Raw genomic sequence first — 25,144 nt, 5'->3', positions numbered from 1 at the left:
AAACGACCGATGCAACAGCAAATCGATGCCATATTACAGGCCCGCCACCAAAACCCGTATGGATTTTTGGGCATGCATGCCAATGACAAAGGCTATTTGCAAATCAACAGCTTTGTTCCAGGCGCGTTGTCGGTAAGTGTGGTTGATAGTAACGGCAAGGTCGTTGCCAAGTTAGATAAGCTTGATGACGCGGGTTTTTTCAGTAAAACCACTCGCCGTAAGAAGCAATTTGACTATCAGCTAAAGGCAGAGTTTGCCCATTCTGAGAAAACCTTTATTGACCCATTTAACTGTGCGCCAGTGCTCGGTGATTTGGATATTTACTTGTTTAACGAAGGCAAGCACAAGCAGCCGTATCAAAAGCTTGGTGCGCACGTGATTACGCATGAAGGTGTGAAAGGCGTGTCGTTTGCGGTTTGGGCTCCAAATGCAAGCCATGTCGCTGTTGTTGGTGACTTCAATAACTGGGATGGTCGCGTCCACCCGTTACGCAAGCGTCTTGATGCCGGTATTTGGGAAATATTTATTCCTGAAAACAGCAGTGCCAACACCATTGGCGATGGTTGTAACTATAAGTTCGAAGTGAAAGACCAATATGGCCATTTATTGCCATTAAAATCTGATCCGTATGGTGCTCAAGCACAATATCGTCCAGACACTTCATCTGTCATAGCCGCACCGAGTGACTATAACTGGCAAGACAAAAAATGGATGCAAACTCGCGAGCTTCGCAATGCCCGTGATGCCGCGATTTCGATTTATGAAGTGCATTTAGGATCTTGGCAGCGTGATGACAATAATGAATTTTTAAATTACCGAGATATCGCTGATCGGCTGATCCCTTACACCCTGGACATGGGCTTTACCCATATTCAGTTGATGCCGATCAGTGAGTACCCTTTTGATGGTTCTTGGGGTTATCAACCGGTTGGTTTGTTTGCCCCGACGGCGCGCTTTGGTAATGCCGATGACTTTAAATATTTTGTCGATGCCTGTCACAGTGCCGGTATTGGCTTATTGATTGACTGGGTACCCGGTCATTTCCCGGTTGATGCCCACGGTTTGGGTAAATTTGACGGTACCTGTTTGTACGAGCATGAAGACGTTCGTAAAGGCTTTCACCCAGACTGGAATACGTTGATCTACAACTACGGTCGTACCGAAGTAGCTAACTTTTTGCGCGCCAGTGCAACCCATTGGTTAGACAATTATCATATCGACGGTATTCGTGTTGATGCAGTTGCCTCTATGTTGTATCTCGATTACAGCCGAAATGAAGGTGAATGGATTGCCAATGAGCACGGCGGTAATGAAAACCTAGAAGCGGTTGCCTTCTTACAGCAATTCAATGAAGAGTTGTATGCCGACTACCCAGGTGCCTTCTCAGTAGCAGAAGAATCAACCTCATGGCCTGGTGTGTCCAAGCCAACGTCGATGGGCGGTCTTGGTTTTGGCTATAAGTGGAACATGGGTTGGATGAACGACACCTTAGAATACATAGGTCGTGATCCAATTTATCGTCAGCATCATCATAACGAAATCAGCTTTGGTTTGGTTTATGCCTTTGATGAGAACTTTATTTTGCCGTTGAGCCACGATGAAGTGGTACATGGTAAAGGCTCTATCTTAGGTCGTATGCCTGGTGATGACTGGCAGCGTTTTGCTAACTTACGTGCCTATTACGGTTTTATGTGGACTCACCCGGGCAAAAAACTGCTGTTTATGGGGTGTGAGTTTGCTCAGTCTGCCGAATGGAATTATGAACAAGCGCTAGATTGGCACTTGCTAGATCATGACACCCACAAAGGTGTGCATGCGCTGATCAAAGACCTAAACCGTATTTATAAAGATACCCCTGCATTGCATCAGTTGGACTGTGAAAAGCAAGGTTTTGACTGGGTTGATTATGAAAACTCAGCACAATCAATTTACAGCTACATTCGTTACGGCAAAGATGGCAGCAACCCGGTGTTAGTGGTTTGTAACTTTACCCCAACCGTGCACCACAATTTCCGACTAGGCGTACCAAAGTCGGGTTATGCGAAAGAGATATTTAATTCCGATGCCGGCATTTATGGTGGCAGCAACGTCGGTAATATCGACGGTGCAAATAGCCAAGCAACACCATGGCAAGGTTTCGATCAGTCAATCGAAATAACCGTACCGCCATTGGCAACCTTAGTCTTTGAGTTGGTATAGGGCATAACAGCGAATGCACATCCTTCCCGGTAAAAACTACCCGCTTGGTGCCAATTTTGATGGTCAAGGCACCAACTTTGCGTTGTTTTCAGCGAATGCAACCAAAGTCGAGTTGTGCTTGTTTGATGCCGTCAGCGAAAGTGAAATTGAACGCATTGAACTGAGCGAATATACCGATGAAGTTTGGCATATTTACTTACCTGAGGTGAAGCCAGGTTGTTTGTATGGTTACCGTGTTTATGGGCCTTACGAACCGCATAATGGTCATCGCTTTAATCCATCAAAGCTGTTGCTTGATCCGTACGCGAAAAAGCTCACCAAAAGCTTTAGTTGGTCCGATCATCATTACGGTTATGACGTGCAATCACGCCAGCAAGACTTAGTGATTGAGCATACTGACAACGCCGGTTTTATGCCGAAATGTGTGGTTACAGAGCCATTGCCGAAAGTCGAGCATAAGGTTCGTATTCCAGATAACGAAGCCATCATTTACGAAGCACACGTGAAAGGCTTCAGTAAATTAAATAAAGATATTGCCCAGCAAAAACGCGGTACTTACCAAGGTTTGGCTGACAAAAAAGTCATCAAATATCTACAAGAACTTGGTATCACGTCGATTGAACTATTGCCGATACATGGCTTTTTTGACGAAGCGTTCGCTCTGGAAAAAGGCTTGAAAAATTATTGGGGTTATAACTCGATGGCGTTTTTTGCGCCGGAGCCGAGATACGCCCAACAAGAAGAGCTTAGCGAATTTAGAAATATGGTGGCCGCCATTCATGACGCTGGCATGGAGGTGATCCTCGATGTGGTATACAACCACACCGCCGAAGGCAATCACCTTGGGCCAACGTTTAGCTTTAAAGGCATCGACAACGCCAGTTATTACCGTCTCGAAAAAGAAGACAAGCGTCTTTATGTAAACCACTCGGGTTGCGGTAACACCTTAAACCTGGCTCATCCACGAGTATTGCAAATGGTCATGGACAGTTTGCGTTACTGGGTAGAGATTATGGGCGTTGACGGGTTTCGTTTTGATTTGGCGCCGATCCTTGGTCGCAAAAACTATCAAAACAACGATAACTTTGACTCCTATACCGCGTTCTTTACCACCTTACGTCAAGACCCTGTGCTGGCTGATGTGCGCATGATTGCCGAACCTTGGGATATCGGTCATGGCGGATATCAATTGGGGCAGTTCCCGGGTAACTGGCAGGAGTGGAATGACCGCTACCGTGATGCGGTAAGACGTTATTGGCGTGGTGACGAAGGCATGGTGCCGGAGTTAGCGAGACGCTTGCACGGCAGTGGAGATATTTTTGAACACCACGGTCGCCGACCGTATGCCAGCGTTAATGTGGTTACCACACACGACGGTTATACCTTGCACGATTTGGTCACCTTTGAGCAGCGTCACAACCATGCGAATGGTGAAAATAATCGCGATGGCCATGGTAGCAATTTCAGTTGCAACTACGGTGTTGAAGGTGAAACCCAAGATCGCCGAATTAATCAAGTTCGAAGTCAGCAAAAACGCAATATTCTCGCCACCTTGTTCCTATCGCAAGGCACGCCGATGTTATTGGCGGGCGATGAACGCAACAACACCCAACACGGTAACAACAACGCCTACTGTCAGGATAATGAAATAACCTGGCTTAACTGGCACAAAGAAGATGAAGAGCAACTGCGCTTCGTCCAGCAGTTAATCAAGCTGCGCAAAGAACATCCATTATTAAACCGCTTGCACTATCAGCACGGTCAAAAGGTTTCGGAGAAAACCGGCCTGAAAGATTTGAGTTGGTTTAATTGTCATGGTGAACCCATGGATGAAAGCAACTGGCACAATAAAGCCCTAAAGAGCTTTGCCATGATGCTTGCTGAAACAAACCATGACCGCAGAAGTTTATACGCCCAACAAAGTCAGTTCTGTGACATATGTGACATCACCGTCGATGACGGCTTGTTGATCATATTTAATGCGCACAGTCACCCGACTCGCTTTCAATTGCCTAAGTTGAAAGGCGTATGGACCGAAATAATAAATACCGCCAACCTGGACGCCGTTATCACCTGCAATCGCATAGATGATACCGAGCTCAGCGTAGAGGCGCACAGCATGATAGTGCTGACATATAGCCAATTTGATATTCAGGAATGATATTATGACACCAATGCAACAGCTTGCTGAACAAGTGGGCTTTCACCCGAGTTATAAGGATTGCTACGGCAATACCGTATTTGCTAATCAGGATGCGCTAAAAGCCCTGTTAGAAGCAATGGATTATGACTTATCTTCTGATGAAGTAATTCTGGCAGCAGCAGAACAATTAAAAAATGGTGTGTGGCAACGCATGCTTCCCGCTACCCATTTAGTGAAAGCGGAATTGAGCCAATTTACCGCACCACTAAGTATCAACAGTGCCTTAAAAGCCAACACCGTTAACTGGACTTTGGCGCTTGAGAATGGCCAGTCGTTAAATGGCAACGAAGACCTCGCTGATTTGGCAATTATCAATGAAGGCAACGTTGAGGGTGTGCATTACCAAAAGTTAGATTTGCCATTACCGACGCTGGCTGAGGGTTACCACACCTTAACGGTCAGCGTGAATGGCAGCAGTGAAAGCTGTCATATCATTGTTGCGCCAAAAACTTGTTTGTCGCCTAATGAAGTGGCAGATTACCGCATGTGGGGTTTAGCGGCGCAATTATACTCGCTTAAATCGGACAACAGTTGGGGCATGGGCGATTTTGGCGATCTGAAAAACCTAGTGTCTGAATCAGCCAAGCGCGGCGTTACCGCCATCGGTTTAAACCCATTACACCCATTGTATCCAAATAACCCAGGTCACATTAGCCCGTATTCACCAACCAGTCGTTGTTTCTTAAACACCATGTACATTGATGTGACGGGTGTTGCCAACTTTGCTAGCTGTAAGCCGGCACAGGACTTGGTTAATTCAGCCGACTTTAAAAAGCACGTGAATGACGCCAACAGTAAGGACTTCATTGATTACCCTTACGCGGCACACCTGAAATTTCAGGTTTTAGAGTTGTTGTACCGTGACTTTGTCGCCAATCATTTGCCGAAAAACAGCGCTTTTGCCGGTGCCTTCAATCAATTTGTTAGCTTGATGGCTGATGACCTGTTAGAGCTTGCCACCTTTGATGCCTTGTATGAGCATTTTCGCAATATCGACGAGAACGCTTATGGCTGGAAAGCATGGCCAGTAGAGTTTCAAGACCCACATAGTGAACAAGTTGAAGCCTTTAAGAAAGAAAACGCTGAGCGTATTGGCTACTTCAAGTTTTTACAATTCCTAGCGGATAGCCAGTTAGGCGATGCGGCCAGTGAAGCGAAAAACAATGACATGCCTGTTGGCTTGTATATGGATTTGGCGGTAGGTTGTGACGGTTCAGGTGCTGAAGTATGGGCTGATAAACACAGCTACGTTGCCGGTGCTGCGGTTGGCGCGCCACCTGATGCGATGAACACTTTAGGTCAGGACTGGGGCTTAACGCCAATTAATCCTGTGGCACTGATCGAGAAAGGTTATATGCCTTTGGTGAAAGCCTTGCGCAGTAACATGCGTCACGCTGGCGCTTTGCGTATTGACCACGTATTGGGTTTGATGCGTCAATACTGGGTTGCACCAGGTATGGCGGCTGATCAGGGTATTTATATTACCTTCCCACTGGAAGAAATTTTCCGCATCATTGCCCTAGAATCACGTCGCAATAACTGTGTGGTTATCGGCGAAGACTTGGGTAATGTGCCGGATGGTTTTGGCGATGTTATGGCTGAGTCTGGCTTGTTGTCGTACAAAGTGCTGTTCTTTGAGCGTTGGGAAAATGGCCTATATTTCCGTCCAGAGTTATACCCTGAGCAATCTATGGTAACCGTATCTACCCATGATTTATCAACCTTAGCTGGTTGGTGGACAGGCAATGACCTGAAATGGCGTCAGGATTTGAATTTATACCCGAATGAACAAATGGGTATCGACGAACGTGCTGGCCGAGTGACCGACCGTGAGCAGCTATTAGCGGCATTGGAATACGAAGGCGTGCTTAATCGTGATGAGTTTCCATCAGCTAAGCCGGCGCAAATGAATCATGCCCTGTCACGTGCAGCACAAGCGTTCTTAGCGAAAGCGCCAAGTCGTGTTTTGTTGGTGCCATTAGAAGACTCACTAGGTTTACATGAGCAAGTAAATATTCCTGGTACGGTTGACGAGCATCCAAACTGGCGTCGTCGTTTACCTATTAATATCAATGACTTTTGGTCACAAACCGATATGATAAACCTGGTTGATGTTATGAATCAGGAACGTCCAAAGGGTGCCTAAAGGCACCTTTCACAATGAAGATTTTATGGGGGAGTTAATGAAACATTTGACGTTAGTATCTTCAGCAATCGCACTATCGTTAGCCTTAAGCGGCTGTGATAGCAGTGATAACAAACAGCAACAAGCAGAACAAGTGGCGCAAACGGAACAAGTCACTCAAGCGGAACAAGAAATAGAAGTAACCGCAACGGACGATCAGCAGCAAAAAATTAGCATTGCGCCGATCAGCAGCCAATTACCACATTACCTAGAACGCGATGTTCGTGATGAAGTGTTTTACTTTGTTATGCCAGACCGTTTCCACAATGGTGATATTGACAATGACCTGGGCAGTAAAGACAAGCCTGAGTCATATGGTGGCTTTGATCGCAGCAGCAATGGTCACTACCACGGTGGTGATATGAAAGGCCTGAAAGAAAAACTGCCATACCTACAGGAAATGGGTATTACCGCATTGTGGATGACGCCTATTATGCGTAATCAGGCGGTGCAAGGTGACAGTTCTGGCTATCATGGTTATTGGGTATTGGATTTCACCGAAATCGACCCGCATTTAGGCTCGAATCAGGATCTTGTCGATCTGATTGATGAAGCGCACAAGTTAAACATGAAAGTGTTCTTTGACATCATCGCCAACCACACCGCCGACGTGATCAAATTTAAAGAGTGTCACGGCGAAAACGGTGATCAGTGGCTACATGAAACCCCAGGTCTTTGTGATTATAAAACCAAAGAGCAAGTCGCTAATGGCGATAGCTATACGGTATTTGTGCCTGAAGGCAAAGAGAATCTTAAAGTACCGGCATGGTTAAATGACCCTAAATATTATAACAATCAGGGTGATAGCCTGTGGAAAGGTGAAAGTGCGATATACGGCGATTTTGCCGGCCTTGATGATATCAATACTGAAGATCCTGAGGTTGTTAGCGGCTTAATCGAAGTATTTAAAGGCGTTGTCTCTGAATTCAAACCGGATGGCTTTAGAATCGACACCGTTAAGCACGTTAATATGGAATTTTGGCAAGAGTTTTCACCGGCGATTCTCGAGCACGCTAAAGCTGAAGGCATTCCACAATTCTTTATGTTTGGTGAAGTGTACGACGGTGAACCGAAAAATCTGAGCACCTTTGTTAATGACGGTAAATTACAGTCTATTCTTGATTTTGCCTTCCAAGGTGCGGTTCATAGAGCCTTGATCGAAGGTAAAGGCAGTGATGAATTACAAAAGCTGTTTGATCAAGACCATTTTTACAATGGTGAGTATGGCGATGCGTCGACTTTGGTAACCTTTACCGGTAACCATGATATGGGACGTTTTGCCTTTATGCTTAATGACAAACACCCGCAAATGACGGAAGCGGAAAAGCTCGAGCGTATTAAACTATCGAACGCGTTAATGTACTTCTCTCGCGGCATTCCTGTGGTCTATTACGGCGACGAACAGGGCTTTGTTGGTGACGGTAATGATAAAAACGCGCGTCAGGATATGATGCCATCAAAAGTAGCCACCTATAACGATGACGACTTGCTTGGCACCGACAAAACCACCGCCGACGATAACTTTGACCAAAGCCATGTGTTGTATCAAGACTTGGTTGGTCTAGGCAACCTTTATGGTCAGCACAAAACGTTGCGTCAAGGTACGCAAGAAGTGTTGTATTCACAAGCTACGCCGGGCATCTTTGCTTTTACTCGTACTGACGATCAGTATCAATATTTGATCGTCGCAAATACGGCCAATAGCGAGCAAAATGTCGACTTACAGATGTCACAACAGGATTATCGTCCTATCGTTGTTGCCAAAGATAAGACCGAACAAGCTGGCGCCATCAATATGAACTTGGCACCGCTTAGTTACGCTATTTACCGCAGTGAGAAATAGTTTTAGTGGTAAGTAAATAGAATAAAAAAGGCCGGATTATCCGGCCTTTTTTATTATCAACGAAGCTGCTATGGCAACGGTTTTATTTGCTCTTTATCAGCACCAAGTCTTGTTGTCTGGGAATCAAGTAGCGGGCACCATCTTCAGTAATTTCCACCATTTCTTCAACGGAAATGGTTTTCACGCCGCCATCTTCAAGGTGCCAGCTATGAAATCCATCGAAGGCAAAGACCATACCTTGCTTTAACTTTTTTTGTGCCGCAGGTCTCGAACTTGGGCTGTGCGAACCACCAAGATTTGGTCCAGTATCATGGGCAACATAACCCACCGGATGACCGGTACTCCAGATCACAGGTAATGATTTGGCCAGCACCATTAAATCTTTTTGTGCGGCATCGACTTCAACCCCTTTCACCCCAGGCTTCATTGTTTTAAACGCTTGGTACCCACCTGCTTTGGCGTGTTGCCAATAACTGGCGATGTCAGCTGGCGGTGCTGTTTCATCGGCTCTGAGTACATAAGCAAAGCGCTGAATGTCGGTTACCCAACGATCGTAAACGCGAATGCCGAAATCGGTTTGAATCACATCGCCGGGCATGATCACCTTGTCGGTGGCATGGGAGTGACCGCGATCGACACCGGAGTTCACATTAGGGTTTTGGTCCGGTGCCCAACCATCGCTGACACCATGTTGTTGCATCTTCTGCTTTAACAACGCAGCGACTTCGGCGTCAGTGGTTTTACCGGGTATAACCTGCTGATACGCCTCTAACTGCCATTGCGCGGTCAGCTCTGCCGCTGCTGTCATGATATCGATTTCTGCCGGCAGTTTAATCGACAACCACTCATACACCAGCTCTTCAGATGATACCAACTTGTCACTAAGGCTTTGGCCGAGCGCTTGTTGCAAGCGCATGCGTTGGCTAAAGCTGAGACCATCGGCTTGGGCATTCTTGTCGGAATTATTAACAGCAATGCGTTGAAACTGTTGCTGCTTGATGAAAGCCGCCGCTTGTTTCATGCTCGACTCGCCCTTTTTCACAGCGATGACTTTATCGTGAATACCGGCTTCGCTTAATGCGGTGGATTCACTTTCAGGTGAAAAAGCCACCGATTGTAAGCCCTTGTCGCTGATATAAAACAACAGACTGGCTTCACCGCCGGCGTTTTCGCCACCGACATGATCCGCTAATGGATCGTTGTCATTCTCACGGCAAATAACAATCCAAGCATCGATATTCGCCGCTTGCATCGCTTGAGGTAATAGCTGTGCGATTCGTTGTTTGCGAATTTCAGGCCAAGGTGAAGGGCCTTTAAAGTCATACTGGCCAGCGGCATTAGCGCTGCTGATCATGACCATTAAGGCGAGTAATAAAAAACGTTTCATATCGATAATTCCCTGATTCCATTTGCATTAACTGTACTGACAATTGCCGCAAATGCAAATAGCTAATGACCGACAAATATCGGTCTTTAAGTAAAACACACAATACATAAAGTAAAGTGAGCTTGACATGGTTTGAAAAACACTCTATTGTTATCTCAAGTCAAGTTTATTTTACATTATGACAAGTGAGGTATACCAATGGTTAAGCAAGATTTACAAAATGAACATCAACAATGGCAGACAGAGCAAAAGCAAAAGGTCAAAACACTTGGTCTATGTACATTTTTCTGGTTGGTAGCAACGGCGTTATTGGCATTTGGTCCTAAATTTTTATGGGACTTTAATACGCTGCTAACGGTTATCGCGGTAATTGTTAACTTACTAACCGGTACGGCGATGATCATGGCCAATCGCGCTCATTTGCGCTCACTAGATGAGATGCAACAGAAAATTCAAAGTGAGGCGATGGCCTTATCACTTGGTGTCGGTTTGGTGGTCGGCTGTTGTTATCAGCTGTTGCACAATGTGCGCTTGATCAGCTTTCAACCTGAACTGGCACATATGGTTATCGTCATGTGTCTGACCTATATGATTGGCATGATCAAAGGTGGAGTGAAGTATCGATGAACAACCGCCTAAAAGTATTGCGGGCTGAACGCGACTGGACTCAAGCTGATCTCGCCGCCGCACTGCAGGTATCGCGACAAACCATCAATGCAGTCGAAAAAGGTAAGTTTGACCCGAGTTTGCCACTGGCATTTAAAATAGCCCGACTGTTTGAATTAAAGATTGAAGAAATATTCAGCGAAAACTAATTTCATGGGGTCAGAACACTTGAAACTAACTCGCTTAATTTCATGGGGTCAGAACACTTGAAACTAACGCTGTTAAAATCTGCAAAGTAAATTAAGCTAATCTATCCTTTACATATCATGGATGATATTTAAAGGAACAAAAGGATGCCTCGTTCAAATAGACTCTGCATAGCAGATATCCCCCTTCATGTGATTCAGCGTGGTAATAATCGCAGCAATTGTTTTGTTGAAGCAAAAGATTACCAATACTATCTAAAACTAGTAGGCCAATATGGCAAAGAGTTTGAGGTAGACATCCACGCCTATGTTCTGATGACTAATCATGTTCATCTATTATTAACACCTCGAAAAAATGGTGCTGTTAGCCTTTTTATGCAGGCAATCGGTCGAAAATATGTTCGTTACTTTAATAAGAAATATGAGCGCACTGGTACGCTTTGGGAAGGTCGATTTAGGTCTTGTATTATTGAAACGGGTTTATATTTCCTGACTGTTAGTCGCTATATCGAGTTAAACCCTGTGCGCGCTTTTATGGTGGAAAGTCCTGGCGATTATATCTGGAGTAGTTTTGCTGTGAATGCATTGGGGCAAAAGTCTGATTTTATAGAGTTCCATTCATGCTATTTGGCAATCGCAAATTCAGATGCGAAAAGACAGCAATTGTATTTGGCTTTATTTGCAGACGAACTTCGTGACAATGTTTTAGAAACATTACGAGATTCAATTAATAGAGCCACTGTGTATGGCAGTGATAGCTATAAACGACAATTGAAAGACGAATTAAAAATAAAGATCAGCGTTAATTGCCATGGAGGTGATCGCCGATCTCATCGTTTCAACCGATCTGACCCCTTGAAAAAGGAGCAAGGGCCAGAATCACCATTCAAGTGATCTGACCCCTTGAAGTTATTTGCGGTGCTCTTTTACCTGAGTCCAACAAAGAGCTGATAGGGTTAAGGCGATACCACACAAGTAGAATATGGCGCTCTTGTCGCCGGTTTGTGAGATAAACAAACCAACACCTAAACTGACCAACAATTGTGGTAGAACAACCGAGAGGTTGAACAGTCCCATGTACATGCCCATTTTGTTTTGATCGATTTTCTCCGACATGATGGCAAATACCAATGAAATGATTGATGACCAACCAATGCCCAAAATCGCCATCAATACATACAAGGTGTATTTGCTCTCACCAATCATCGCCACAGCGAAGTAGCCAACCGCCATGGATGCGATGGCATAGGTGTGCACTTTAACTCGGCCAAATTTCTTCGCCATCGGCTCAAGCAATAAGGCTGGTAAGTAGGCGGCTACGATACTTAAAATAAGAAAGGCAATGGAGATGATTTGCCCTAATTCTTTATCGCTAATGGCGGGCATTTTGTCTTGCAAAAAGGCAAACATAAAGACAAACATGGTTTGTACACCAACCCAACTAAAGGAATGCGCTGCCAATACTTTACGAAAACCAATCAAGCCTGCCTTGGCATCACTGTGGCCTTCTTCTTGTGCCATAATGGTTTGCAAAACAAACACTAAGGTTAGAAAGGCACAGGCCATTTCGGCGTAGTAATGGGTTACTTCAACACCGGATATTTGTCGCGCCATGGCGTAAACATCGTAAATGATAAAACCCCATAACGGGCGAATATTAATGAGAATTTCTTTGAAGCTTAATGAGCCTTGCTGACCGTCATCGCTGATCGGTAATTGCTTTGGTTCGGTGATAAAAAACGGTGGAATAACCGATAGAATCAGCACCAATGCTGCGCCCAAATAAATCAGTATGTAGTTACCCCAGACTGCGCCAATGGCGTAGGCGAGAATACCAAAAGTACCTGAGATGGTCTGCATCCAGGTGTAGCCTAAGGTGCGTTTGTCACCTTCTGGCGTCACATCGGCAATAATAGATCGGGTTGGGTTAAAGCTAACATTAATCGCCAAATCTAACGTTAAGGCAATGGCAATCGCCATCGCCAATAAGCTTTCAACGCCCATTGATGTCGAGACGATGTCGATGTTTGGCAAAGCCAGAAGCATTAAGCCCGCCAGCACACCACCGATAACAATAAACGGTCGACGTCGGCCATTCCAGAACCAGACCTTGTCGGAAATGATTCCGATGATCACTTGCCCTAAAATACCGGCGATTGGGCCTGCCGCCCATACCAGACCAACTTCATGAATATCGAGACCGTATTGGGTGGTCAAGATCCAACTTAGCGCGGCTATTTGTACCGATAACGCAAAGCCCATCGCCGTTGACGGCAGGCTGAGTAAGGCATAAAATCGCCTAGAGAGGTTTTTTTGAATATCTAACATAAATTCTTACTATCATTTGGCAAATAAAAGCGAGCGTTGTTGTTATTATTAATCTGCTCGCCGCTGGGTGTCTGAGTTGTGGCTAAGGCACAGGCTGGCCATTACGCGCCTGTAACAGGCGATACCAGTCTTCTCGACGATATTTAATATCTAATGCTCTGGTAGCGGCTTTAATGCGCTCAGGGTTAGTAGAGCCAACAATAGGACATATATTGGCAGGATGAATCATCAGCCAGGCTAAGATCACAATCCATTTTTCTTCGTTATAGAATTGCGCTTGACGATCCAGCTCCTGATGAATGCGGTTTACGGTGTCTTGATCAAAGGTATTACCCCATGCCTCATACACCACGGTAGCAATTGGACACCAAGCCATTGGTACCATATGTTTTTCAAGGCATTGATCTAACGTGCCATTTTCAAATGCACTGATGTTGTGGATGTTGATCTCGACTTGATTTACCGCCAGTTTTTCGGTGCTAAACGATTGCAACATACTAACTTGTGACGGGCTGAAGTTACTGACACCGAATTGTTTGACTTTACCTTGGCGTTTTAATTGCTCGAAGGTTTCCGCAACCACTTGTGGGTCGAATAAATAATCTGGTCGATGCAATAGAAACAAATCCAACGCGTCAATGTTCAAGCGCTGTAATGAGGCTTCGACTTGCGCAGTGATGTACTCTTTTGAAAAATCGTAACGACCAACATCGTCAGCGGTTGGAGTGCCCGCAAAACGGATACCGGCTTTGGAGGTGATGATTAACTGGTCGCGCAACTCAGGTGATTCTTTGATCACTTCACCAAAAATGCGCTCACATTCGCCATTGCCGTAAATGTCAGCATGATCAAAGTGGTTGTATCCAGCGTCAACCGCTGCTCGAATAGCGTTTTTACCTTGCTCAATAGCGTCTGCTGAGTTATCGCCATTAATGCGCATGCAGCCATAAATTAATCGGGAAGATGGCTGATTTAAATGGCCTATTTGAATGGTTTTCATAGGGTTCTCTATTATTTACTGATACTTTTCAGGTTGTGCTGATGGCTTTGAAAGTTCAAAGCACAGCCCTGTACAAAGCTTTGGATATTTTTTTCGTGGTAAAGATCACCTTGGCCTGGTTGGTTTGGCGCCAGTTTAGGGAAAGCGCCATAACCTGCCAGTAAGCAGTTCCATGACATGCTGTCAAAGTGAGGGGAGATATTTTGGCGCTCAATCTCTGCCGCCAAATCTTCGCGGTTGTACCAGGTTTTAAGCACCCCAAGAAGAGAGTCAGAAAGATGATTGTTGTCGCGATTGGCGCGCCAGTAGTCGCTGTCGTTGCGAGTGTTGAGCTTGTAATGAGCGACAATATAATCGCGCACGCGTTCAAATCGCTCGCTGACTTTTTGGTTGTAACTGTCTTGCTGCTGATTGGTAAACTGGCCTTTTTCCATGTCGATGATAAACATCTCGACGGCAATCTGCACCAGATGCAAAGCCGTTGCTTCGAGCGGTTCAATAAAGCCTTGTGATAAGCCGATAGCCAACACGTTTTTATGCCAATGTTTTTCGACTTGGCCGACTCGCATTTTTAAATGATGGCACTCTTGTTCACTGTCGAGCATGCCAATATGGCGACGGAACTCGGTTTCGGCTTGATCTTGATTGATAAAATCAGAGCTGAATACATAGCCATTACCAAAGCGGTTGGTCAGCGGGATTTTCCAGCACCAGCCAGCCGATAACGCGGTTGATAACGTCTCGCTTGGGATCTGCTCAGTGATCGGTGTTGGCATGACCACCGCCGAATCATTAAACAGGTTGTCTTTAAATGATTTAAATTTAACGCCAAGGGTTTTTTGCATCAACAAGGAGGCAAAACCGGTGCAATCAACAAAAAAGTCGCCGTCTATGGTCTCGCCTTGTTTAGTGCACAAACGACTGATGTTGCCGTTTGGCTGTTGCTGCACCTGATCGATATGGCATTGTTGGTATCGTACACCAAGGGACTCTGCCACGCTGCGCAAGTACTGCCCCAGCAATGAAGAATCAAAATGGTAACCGTATTCAATTTTGAATGGGAAGTTGTCCGGTGTTAATGGCCCTTTGCCTTGCTCGGCTAACAGACCATTAAGTAAAAACTTCTCTGGCTGCGTTTCTACATCCAGCCCTAAACGTCGGGTACGGCCATTGACCAAAAACGCACGACTGCTAAAGCTATCGACTTGTGCTGGAAACGGGTGGCAATAGCTGTCGATGCCGGACGCTGGACTCCAGTCAGCAAAACGAATATTGACCTTATAGGTGGCGTTACATTTTGCCATCCATTCGGATTCAGCCACGCCAATAATCTCAAAAAAGCGTTTTAAGGTTGGTGTCGAGCCTTCGCCAACACCGATGATGTTGACATCTGGCGACTCGACCAAGGTAATGCGTACTGGCAGATGCTGCCACTTTTTCGCCATCAAGGTTGCTGTCATCCAGCCAGCAGTACCACCGCCAACAATAACAATATCAAACGCTTTGTCGTTGCTCATGTTACATACCGCAATAGTTTTTTAAGAACTGATCATGGCTTGGCAATTGCGCAATCGGCTCGTTTTTGATTGCCTTGATGCGTTGTAGGTTGGTTTTTAACATCTCATCGCTAAGGGTGTTGGCGATTGGGTGATAATCCTGAGGGATAATGCCCTGACCTAACATCACCTGCAACCAAGAGCTGTCATGGAACAAATCGTTTTGTTCACGAAACAGACGACCGGTTTGACGGAATAATTCAATCTTATGGGTCAAGCTTTCTGGCACTTGCATATTGCGCATGTCTTTCCAGAACAAGCTGTCGTTGCGCTCATTAACATGGTAATGCAGGATGATGAAATCACGAATTTGTTCAAATTCTAACTTCGATTGTTTGTTGTATTCGCTGACATCGGTATCGGCAATACCAGCATGCGGGAATAGGTGCACTAAACGCACTATCGCCGATTGAATCAGATGAATACTGGTGGATTCTAACGGTTCTAAAAAGCCACTGGATAGACCAACGGCAATGACGTTTTTATTCCATTGCTGGTAACGTCGACCGGTTTTAAATTTCAATACTTTTGGATCGGTCAGAGGCTTACTGTCGAGATTATTCATCAACAAGTCGATGGCTTCTTGTTCGCTGTATTGATTGCTTTGAAATACCAGACCATTACCATTACGATGTTGTAATGGGATGCGCCATTGCCAACCACCTTTATGGGCGATGGAACGCGTGTATGGCAAGGTGTGTTCAAAACGCTCTGAGGCAACGGCCACCGCACGATCACAACGCAGCCAATGGCTCCAGTCTTCATAACCGGTTGATAGTTTTTGCTCAATCAATAAAGCGGCAAAGCCAGAACAATCGATAAATAAGTCGCCTTGTACTTTGCGACCGTCTTTTAAGGTTAGCTCTTCAATGTAGCCACTTTGTTGGCATTGTTTGACGTCAACAACGGTGCCTTCGGTGCGCTTAACGCCCATTTTTTCTGAGACTTTACGCAAATATTGGGCGTATAAACCAGCATCAAAATGGTAGGCGTAAGGTAAATCTAAAATAGGATCTTTGGCTTTGATGTGAGCAAATTTACCCTGCTCGGCACACAAGGCGTTTAAATCGTATTGCCAAAGGTGACTGTCGTCATTTAATTGCCCAGCACGTTTTAACAGATGATGAAAATGGCAAAATGCTAATGACTTACCGGCCGCGCCAAAGGTGTGATAATAACTGTGGCCTTGCTCTTTCCAGTTTTCAAACTTTATGGCCAGTTTGATGGTTGCTTTGGTTTCGCGCAGAAACTCGGCTTCATTGAGGCCAAGCACCTGATTTAAATTTTGAATAGGTGGAATGGTTGCTTCACCGACACCGACTGTACCAATTTCATTTGATTCAATTAATTCAACCTGCAATTGCGGACCAATAAGCTTTTGCAATAGCGAGGCAGAGATCCAACCGGCGGTACCACCACCTAATATGACGACTTTGTTAATTGCTTTATTCATGAAATTAATACCGTGTTAACAAGGTGTAAGAAAAACAAGGATTTAGACCTTTATTTAGTAAAAAACCTGCTAGAAGTTATCCTAGCAGGTTTTCCATTAGACTATAACATCGCCAGATTAGAACTTGTAGTTCACGCCTAGCAAGAAGTTACGGCCGTAGTGTTGGAACGTGTTGATTTGACGAGAGTCACCAGCTTGCGCTGTGATGTCGTCTTCATCTGTAAGGTTTTGACCTTGTAGAGTAACACGTAGGCCGTCAAGCCATTCGATACCAGACTTGCTGAAGTCATAACCGATTTGTGCATCCCAAATTTCAACACCTAAGTTTTCTGTTTCAACTAGGGCTAGTGAAGTACCACGAGTTTCTGTTAGGAACTCATCACGCTTGGTACCAGAAACACGAACTTCAAAACCTTCGTATTCATAGTATGCCGTTAGTGAGTAAGTCTCTTCAGAAAGACCTGGGATACGACCACCGTCGTCTAGTTCACCGTCAAGTAAGGTGTAAGACGCAACAAGACCGAAACCTTCTAGGAAGTCAGCAGCTAAACGTAATGGAACGCTTGCTTGGAATTCGTAACCACGTACGAAACCTTCGAAACCGTCTTGAGTTTCAGAAACCAAACCTTCAAGAGTCGCAGGTGCTTGACCTTCGGTACCTTGGTGGAAGTCTGGCATGTAAACGTCAGAGAAATCAGTTACGGTGCTACCAGTACGGTGCCAGTTAGTTAGATCTTTATAGAAGAACGTCGTCGCGAAGAAACCGTCTTCAGCGTAGTAGTTCTCATAAGAGATATCGAACTGGTTCGCTTCTAGAGGCTTAAGCTCTGGGTTACCTTTACTACCGCTCCAAGGACCGCCTTCAGGATCAGGGTTATTGATTTGGTTATCATTGAACGAGAATGATGCCTGATTGTTAGGACGCATTTGGTCCATACGTGGACGAGTTTGTACTTTACCCATAGCAGTACGGATAAATTGGTTCTCAGCAATTTCAAAGCTCAAGTTAAGAGTTGGAAGTACGTCTGAGTAGCTTGCACCACCAGAAACTGGCGTGGCTACCGTACGGCCTACTTCATCACTTGTAGTAGAGAAACCTGTTGATTCTTGGTCAACGTCAACATATTGAATACCGAAGTTACCTGACATGTAGATGCCCCAGAATTCTGCATCAAGGTCTAACTTGGTGTAGAACGTGGTAATTTCTTCGTCAACTGTGTAGGTATCACCTAAACGGTCGTTTTGTACCAATGATGCTTCAACTGCAGTGTAGTAACCAGACTTGTATAGACCCAATGAGTCATATGCCAAGATGCCACCAAGACCGATGAAACCAAGATCTGCAACACCTAATACGTTAGGGATTGGACCGTCACCTGGGTACTCAGGTGCAGTTAGGTAGTCACCTTCGTTAGTTTTTGATTTGCTGCGGTCAGAGTACATTACGCCAGCTTCAATACCAGAGATGATTGACCATTCAACCACACCAGCTAGAGATAAACGAACGCTGTCTAAGTCTTCGTCGTATTCTGGACGGTTAACGAAACCATCTTGTGAATCAGACGGTGCAGCAGCTGGGTTACCCCAAGCTTGAGGACCCGCTAGACGAACTAAGTTTTCGTCTGTGTAATCTGGAGAAGATAATGTTGGGTGATCTGTGTAGTACACACCAGATGATGTCATTTCCCAAGAGCGCGCTGCCGTAGGACGACCATCAACACCGGCACGACCAACACCCGAGTAGCTTTCTACGTCGAAGATAGTTTTGTCTACTTCACCCGTTGAAACGTCAAGTTCAACAGACCAGTCATCGTTTAGAGCGTAATCAACGTTCAAACCGAATGTGGTTAGTTCAGACGTTTGGCTACGTGCATCGTTACGGATTACTGAGTGGAAACCATCCCAGTAACCAGCTGTTACTAGACCGTCTTCAACTTCAGTTGCAGTGTAGTTAACACCACCCCATACCGGACCACCTTCTTCGATACCGCGACGTGCGTCACTTTCTTCAAAGTCGATGTATAGTGCGTCAAGTTGCACGTTTAAGCGATCGTTTGGCGCCCATTCGATGATAGCTGCAACTGAGTCACGCTCAAGTAGTGCAGAACGAACATAAGAATCGTGACCACCTAAAACTTTGTTACCGTCTTCAGTATCAGCGTAACCCCATGCGCGGAAGTTTTCTTCCTGACGTGGTGTTTCTTGCGTGGCAAGAACTAATGCAACACCAATGGTGTCATCAGCAAATTGCTCTACGAAGTTTAAAGAGAAACGGTGACCGTCGTTGTCAAAATCTGGGTTAGCAGCGTCTTCTTGGTTTTCTTCGTAGTTAGCGTTAACAACCAAAGTAGAGTCAGCGTTTAGTGGGCTAACAGTTTGTAGGTCAACCGTACCACCGATACCTTGAGCAACAAGACCAGCTTCTGGAGTCTTGTATACAACAACGTTGCTTACGATTTCTGAAGGGTAAAGGTCATACTCAACACCACGGTTGTCACCCATACCTAGAAGTTCACGACCGTTTAATGAAGTACCTACGTAGTTTTCGTTGAAACCACGAACAGATAGACCACTTGTACGACCGTTACGACGTTCACCGGCTAGACCTGGTAGACGTGCTAAAGATTCTGCTACTGAGGTATCTGGTAGTTTACCGATATCTTCTGCTGAAAGAACTTCAACGATAGAGTTGGTGCTCATTTTGATAGCTTGAGCTTTTTGAAGACTACCGCGAATACCGGTAACTTCGATGATTTCTACATCTTCTTCAGCTAATGCTTCTGTTTCTTCAGCAGCAATCGCCATTGAACTCATTGACACTAAGCCTGCCGAAAGCAAAGCAGAGGTCAATTTATTCCTCTTGAAAGTAAACATATTTTTATCTCCCCGTACCATCCTGGTAGTTTTGGTTGACCCGTATTCCCTTTACGAGCATTTTTTGTATTCCTTACCGAATGTTTTTATTCAATAAGTTATTTTCGTTAATTCTAATTACAATTGATTACAATATGAACAGATTGCATACGTATTCATTATCAGGCACTTACACCAATTGGCTGCAGATTCTAGTTACAAACCGTTACAGATTGAACTGCATGCATACGTATTCATGTTTATATACACCTTGTTTTTACAAGGTTTACAGTAATTTAACATTCGCGAGTAAGTGTAGTGTATTTGAGCGAAAATAGCGTGATTTAAGGGAGTTGCCATGGTACTGCATACGTATGTAGTTGATTTATAGCAAGCCATAGAACACCCTTGAGTCACTTTGAAAAAACCAAATATGCTTTGTGGTGGGGACGATGCATAACAAATTATCAATAAGTTTATTGGCGTTAGCGGCAATCACAGCCTGTTCTGACAAGCCATCAACCAACGAGCAGCAACCTGCAGTAAATGTTGCCAGCGACACCATTGAAGTAACCGGTGCGCAAGGGCATTTTTTGTCGAATGAACGTTTGTTTTATTACGGCGACAAGGTCGAAGGTGTTAGCTATGAATTGGTTAACAGCGGTGAAAATGCGGTTAAATATAGGCTAAATGCAGCTATCTTGTCAGATAGTGAGCAGAAGCAGTTTCCACACCTAGTGGCCAATGGTCAAGCATTAAGCTTTGCAGAACAACCGAGCTTGAGTGAACAAAAGCAATTGCTTAAAGCGCCGTTATTTGTGCAAGTACGTGATACAAACGGCAATCTAGTTAGTAAAACGCGCGTGCAAACCGGTAATGCAATTGATGCACTTTATACCAATGCTGACAATGACGCTGACGAGGTTACTGATCTTGGCAGTATGGTGGTAAACGGTAATACCCAGTTTAAATTGTGGGCACCGACCGCTCGTGCGATTGATGTCTTACTGTTCAATAAAGACAAAACCCGCTATTCACCGGCGCAGCTTGCCATGCAATTTGATGTGCAAACCGGCGTTTGGCAGGCAACCGCACAGCAAGATTTGAGCGAGCATTATTATCAGTACCAGATTGAGGTGTTTCACCCAGCGACCGGTAATATTGAAACCATCGTCACTACCGACCCGTATTCACTGAGCTTGTCAGCTAACAGTGAACACTCGCAGGTTATCAACTTAGATTCGGCGTCAAGCAAGCCTGAAGGCTGGGATGAGCAAGACGATCCTAGTGTGGCAAATTTTGAAGACAACGTATTTTATGAATTGCATATTCGCGATTTCAGCGCAGTAGATAACACGTTGTCGTCAGAAGCTGTGCGCGGTAAATACGCGGCATTTAAAGAAGCCGACAGTGATGGTGCGCGTCATTTACAACAATTGCGCCAGGCTGGATTGAACAATATTCACCTTTTACCGGCGTTTGATATTGGAACCGTAAACGAAGTCACCGAACAACGGGTAAGTTTGAGCGATACGGTAGCTAAATTATGTGAAATTCAAGAAAATCACCTGCTTTGTAGCGATAAAAGCGTCGAAAAGTCACAAACCATTGCAAGCGTATTGCAAAGCTATGACAGCCAAACGCAACACGCGCAGGCGGTGGTAAGTCAGTTACGCAGCGTTGATGATTACAACTGGGGTTACGATCCCTTTCACTATACCGTGCCAGAAGGCAGCTATGCGCAAAACCCTGATGGTGTAAGTCGCATCGTTGAATTTCGTGACATGGTGCAAACCCTGCACAATATGGGCTTTCGAGTGATCATGGATGTGGTCTATAACCACACTCACCAAGCGGGTCTTGAGCCGACTGCGGTACTCGATAAAATTGTACCGGGCTATTATCAGCGCCTTAATCCAGTAACCGGTGCCATTGAACAATCAACCTGTTGTGATAATACCGCGACCGAGCGCAAGATGATGGCCAAATTGATGACCGATTCATTAGTGGTTTGGGCTGGTGATTATAAGATTGACGGTTTTCGTTTTGATTTAATGGCACACCAACCCAAAGATGTCATGCTGGCCAGTCGTCAAGCGGTACAAGCGGTTGACGCGGATACCTATTTTTACGGTGAAGGCTGGAATTTTGGTGAAGTGGCCAATAATAAGCGCTTTGAACAAGCCAGCCAACTCAATTTAGGCGGCACCGAAATTGGTACTTTTACCGACCGTTTACGTGATGCGGTGCGCGGTGGTGGCATGACCTCTGCTGGCGATGATATTCGCAAACAACAAGGTATTGGTAACGGTCTTTATACCCTGCCAAATGAATTGCGTAGCGAACAAGACTCGTTACAGCAATATTTATTGTTTGCCGATCAATTGCGTGTCGGTTTGGCGGCTAACTTGGCCAGCTATCCTCTTGTTGATCGCAATGACAAGCAAGTCACAGGTGCCGATGTGCCTTATGGTGATCAACCGAGCGGTTATGCGTTGGATCCAGCCGATACCATTAACTATGTATCTAAACACGATAACCAAACATTGTGGGATAACAACCAATATCGTATCCATTTTGCCACCAGTACCGAAGACCGTGTTCGTATGCAGGCGTTAGGTTTGTCGTACGCAATGTTGGCGCAAGGTATACCATTTATCCATATGGGATCAGAGCTATTGCGCTCGAAATCCTACTTACGCGATAGTTATGACTATGGCGACTGGTTCAATGCAGTCGACTTTGGCAAACAAGGTAATAATTACAATGTCGGCTTGCCGCCAGCAGAAAAAGATCAGCAAAATTGGCAAGTGATTGGCAAAATTATTGAGCAAAACCAAGGTCGAGATATCGTCAATGCGCAACACATCAGCTTTATGTCAGAGCGATTTATTGATCTACTGAAGATTCGTATGACATCACCGCTATTGCGCTTAAGCAGTGCCGAGCAAATTAACGCGCAATTGCGCTTTTTAAATACCGGTAGTGAACAAACCCCAGGCCTTATCGTCATGCAGCTTACGGATAGTGATGACATCGACCCAGACTATCAACAGATGATAGTGATTTTTAATTCGTCGCCAACAACACAAACGTTTGCGTATCAAGGTGCTGCGGAGTTTAGCTTGCATCCGGTTTTGCAACAAAGCAGCGACGCATTAGCCCAGCAACATGCAGCACAAGGCGACAGCTTTCGAGTTGAGAAATTCAGCGCCGCGGTATTTGTACGTAAATAATGTCAGGGAGATAAGCAATGATGACTGTAAGCAAAGCGACACTGGCGTTGACGTTAACAAGCCTGTTAATGACATCGCAAACCTTAGCAAAAACCGTCGCGGTAGACTCGCCTGATGGCGAGTTACGTTTTAGCGTGTCTGATGACGCGGCTATGGTGCAGTACCAAGTCGACTTTCAAGGTAAGACGGTAATTGACGCCTCAAATTTGGGCATGATGTTTAAAGACAATCATGGCCTCACCGAAGGTTTTCGAATCAGCGACAGTAAAACCGTTGCAGTCAAACAAGACTGGCAACAGCCTTGGGGCGAGCGCAAAACGGTCACCGATCACCATAATGAATTATTGCTGACCTTGAGCCATGAGCGTGACACCGTTAATGAATATAAACTGCGAATTCGTGTGTTTGATGATGGTGTTGGCTTTCGTTATGAAGTCGGCAAGCAAGCTGGTTTAGATAGCGTCGCTATTATTAACGAATTAACGGAATTTAATTTGGGCCAACAAGCGGCGACAGACGGCACCGCATATTGGATTCCGAGTCGTGGTTGGAATCGTTACGAATACGTCTATAACACCAGCAGCATTAAGGATGTAGACCGCGCGCATACGCCGTTTACGATGAAAATGGCCAATGGTGTGCACATCAGCATCCATGAAGCCGCACTGATAGATTACGCGGGTATGTCTTTAGATCAACGTCGTCCTGGCACTTTTAAAGCCGATTTAGCACCGTGGTCAGATGGCATCTTGGTAAAAACAACAACCGACTTTAAAACCCCTTGGCGCACCATTCAGATCAGCGATAAGGCCACCGGCCTGTTAAATTCTGACTTGATTCTCAACCTTAATGAGCCAAATAAGCTTGGCGATGTCAGTTGGGTTAACCCGGGCAAATACATTGGTATTTGGTGGGGCATGCACGTTAAAGAAAATACCTGGGGCAGTGGCGACACTCATGGTGCAACCACCAGTGAAGTGAAGCGCTACATGGACTTTGCCGCTAAATATGGTTTTGATGGCGTTTTAGTTGAAGGCTGGAATGTAGGTTGGGACGGTAACTGGTTCTTTAATGGTGATGTGTTCAGCTTTACCGAGCCTTACCCTGATTTTGATATCGAGCAAATCAAAGCACACAGTAAAAAGACGGGCGTTAAACTGATTGGTCACCACGAAACCTCAGGCAATGTCACCAATTACCGCAATCAAATGCAAGATGCCTTTGATTTGTATGCCGACATCGGTGTTGAACAAGTTAAAACCGGCTATGTTGCAGACGGTGGCAACATCAAACGTGTTGATGAAAATGGTGTGGTCTATAAAGAATGGCACGATGGCCAGTTTATGGTGGGTGAATACCTCTACAACATTGAGCAAGCGGCAAAGCGTAACATCAGTATCAATACCCATGAACCGGTAAAAGATACCGGATTGCGCCGTACATACCCTAACTGGATCGCCCGTGAAGGTGCCCGAGGCCAAGAGTTTAACGCTTGGGGCAGTCCGCCAAATCCGCCTGAACATACGGCGATATTGCCATTCACTCGCATGTTAGCCGGCCCTATGGATTTCACTCCGGGTATCTTTGATATGGGCTTTAATGGCTTAGACAAAGACTCAGATCGACCACAAACCACGCTGGCTAAACAGCTGGCATTATATGTTGTATTGTATAGTCCTATTCAAATGGCGGCCGATTTACCGCGTAATTACCAAGCAAAATTAGACGCCTTTCAGTTTATTCGTGATGTGCCAACAGATTGGCAAGAGTCCGTTGCGCTGGCTGGGGAAATCGGTGATTATGTGGTGTTTGCTCGTCAACAACGCGATGGCGAAGAATGGTTTGTTGGTGGCTTGTCTGATGAACAGGCGCGAGCGTTTACCCTAGACTTAGATTTTCTTGCGAAAGACACGCGCTATATCGCTGAAATTTATCGTGATGGTGACAAGGCGCATTGGGAAACCAATCCTTATGAGATGGTTATTGAGCAAAAGCCGGTCACCAGCACAGAAACATTAACATTAAATATGGCTGCCAGTGGTGGCTTTGCGATCCGCTTTAAAGTGGCGCAGTAACAAACAATAATCAG

General features: G+C 45.2%; 15 protein-coding genes. 9 read left to right on the top strand and 6 right to left on the bottom strand.

The window, feature by feature from the left end; translation table 11 throughout:
* The first annotated feature begins 9 nt into the window (after positions 1-9).
* From glgB to E2K93_RS08020, 4 genes are read left to right on the top strand one after another with little or no spacing between them, the layout of a single operon-like run.
* A complete protein-coding gene (gene glgB, locus E2K93_RS08035) occupies positions 10-2,199 on the top strand; it encodes a 1,4-alpha-glucan branching protein GlgB (protein WP_135438605.1) in 2,190 nt (729 codons plus the stop codon).
* A gap of 13 nt (positions 2,200-2,212) precedes the next feature.
* Entirely contained in the window at positions 2,213-4,360 is a 2,148-nt protein-coding gene (gene glgX / locus E2K93_RS08030) for a glycogen debranching protein GlgX (protein ID WP_135438604.1), read from the top strand.
* A gap of 4 nt (positions 4,361-4,364) precedes the next feature.
* Positions 4,365-6,548: a 4-alpha-glucanotransferase gene (malQ, locus tag E2K93_RS08025; protein WP_135438603.1), complete on the top strand. Its 2,184-nt coding sequence runs from the start codon at positions 4,365-4,367 to the stop codon at positions 6,546-6,548.
* Between the two features lie 37 nt (positions 6,549-6,585).
* Positions 6,586-8,430: an alpha-amylase family glycosyl hydrolase gene (locus E2K93_RS08020; RefSeq protein WP_135438602.1), complete on the top strand. Its 1,845-nt coding sequence runs from the start codon at positions 6,586-6,588 to the stop codon at positions 8,428-8,430.
* Between the two features lie 82 nt (positions 8,431-8,512).
* Here E2K93_RS08020 and E2K93_RS08015 read toward each other — a convergent pair whose 3' ends face one another.
* Positions 8,513-9,817: a M24 family metallopeptidase gene (locus E2K93_RS08015; protein WP_135438601.1), complete on the bottom strand. Its 1,305-nt coding sequence runs from the start codon at positions 9,815-9,817 to the stop codon at positions 8,513-8,515.
* Between the two features lie 198 nt (positions 9,818-10,015).
* On the opposite strand from E2K93_RS08015, the gene E2K93_RS08010 reads away from it, so the two are divergent.
* The 3 genes from E2K93_RS08010 to E2K93_RS08000 all read left to right on the top strand — a co-directional run bounded on the left by E2K93_RS08010 (position 10,016) and on the right by E2K93_RS08000 (position 11,523).
* The gene (locus E2K93_RS08010) at positions 10,016-10,444 is read left to right on the top strand and encodes a hypothetical protein (protein ID WP_135438600.1); all 429 of its coding nucleotides are present in this window, start codon (positions 10,016-10,018) and stop codon (positions 10,442-10,444) included.
* Positions 10,441-10,632: a helix-turn-helix transcriptional regulator gene (locus tag E2K93_RS08005; protein ID WP_135438599.1), complete on the top strand. Its 192-nt coding sequence runs from the start codon at positions 10,441-10,443 to the stop codon at positions 10,630-10,632. The genes E2K93_RS08010 and E2K93_RS08005 overlap by 4 nt, the downstream gene beginning before the upstream one ends.
* A gap of 144 nt (positions 10,633-10,776) precedes the next feature.
* Positions 10,777-11,523, top strand: a complete 747-nt coding sequence (locus E2K93_RS08000; RefSeq protein WP_135438598.1) for a transposase — start codon at positions 10,777-10,779, stop codon at positions 11,521-11,523.
* Between the two features lie 15 nt (positions 11,524-11,538).
* Here E2K93_RS08000 and E2K93_RS07995 read toward each other — a convergent pair whose 3' ends face one another.
* From E2K93_RS07995 to E2K93_RS07975, 5 genes are all read right to left on the bottom strand, one after another.
* Complete coding sequence (locus E2K93_RS07995) at positions 11,539-12,957, bottom strand: MFS transporter (protein WP_135438597.1); 1,419 nt, start codon at positions 12,955-12,957, stop codon at positions 11,539-11,541.
* A gap of 82 nt (positions 12,958-13,039) precedes the next feature.
* Positions 13,040-13,957 carry an aldo/keto reductase gene (locus E2K93_RS07990; protein ID WP_135438596.1) on the bottom strand — a complete coding sequence of 306 codons (918 nt, stop codon included), beginning with the start codon at positions 13,955-13,957 and terminating at the stop codon, positions 13,040-13,042.
* Between the two features lie 11 nt (positions 13,958-13,968).
* Positions 13,969-15,474, bottom strand: a complete 1,506-nt coding sequence (locus E2K93_RS07985) for a tryptophan halogenase family protein (RefSeq protein WP_135438595.1) — start codon at positions 15,472-15,474, stop codon at positions 13,969-13,971.
* A 1-nt stretch (position 15,475) separates the two neighbouring features.
* Positions 15,476-16,966 (bottom strand): tryptophan halogenase family protein, encoded by a 1,491-nt coding sequence (locus E2K93_RS07980; protein WP_135438594.1) that lies wholly within the window; start codon positions 16,964-16,966, stop codon positions 15,476-15,478.
* A 117-nt stretch (positions 16,967-17,083) separates the two neighbouring features.
* Entirely contained in the window at positions 17,084-19,840 is a 2,757-nt protein-coding gene (locus E2K93_RS07975) for a TonB-dependent receptor (protein ID WP_135438593.1), read from the bottom strand.
* 431 nt (positions 19,841-20,271) lie between these two features.
* Here E2K93_RS07975 and pulA point away from each other — a divergent pair, with 431 nt between their 5' ends.
* On the top strand, positions 20,272-23,055 hold the full coding sequence (gene pulA, locus E2K93_RS07970) for a pullulanase-type alpha-1,6-glucosidase (RefSeq protein WP_135438592.1): 2,784 nt from the start codon (positions 20,272-20,274) through the stop codon (positions 23,053-23,055).
* A 17-nt stretch (positions 23,056-23,072) separates the two neighbouring features.
* The gene (locus E2K93_RS07965) at positions 23,073-25,130 is read left to right on the top strand and encodes a glycoside hydrolase family 97 protein (RefSeq protein ID WP_135438591.1); all 2,058 of its coding nucleotides are present in this window, start codon (positions 23,073-23,075) and stop codon (positions 25,128-25,130) included.
* Positions 25,131-25,144: the final 14 nt, after the last annotated feature.

The organism is Thalassotalea sp. HSM 43, assembly GCF_004752005.1.
Lineage (GTDB): Bacteria > Pseudomonadota > Gammaproteobacteria > Enterobacterales > Alteromonadaceae > Thalassotalea_A.
Note: the sequence above shows the minus strand (reverse complement) of the source record. Positions and strands in the feature narration are given on the sequence as shown.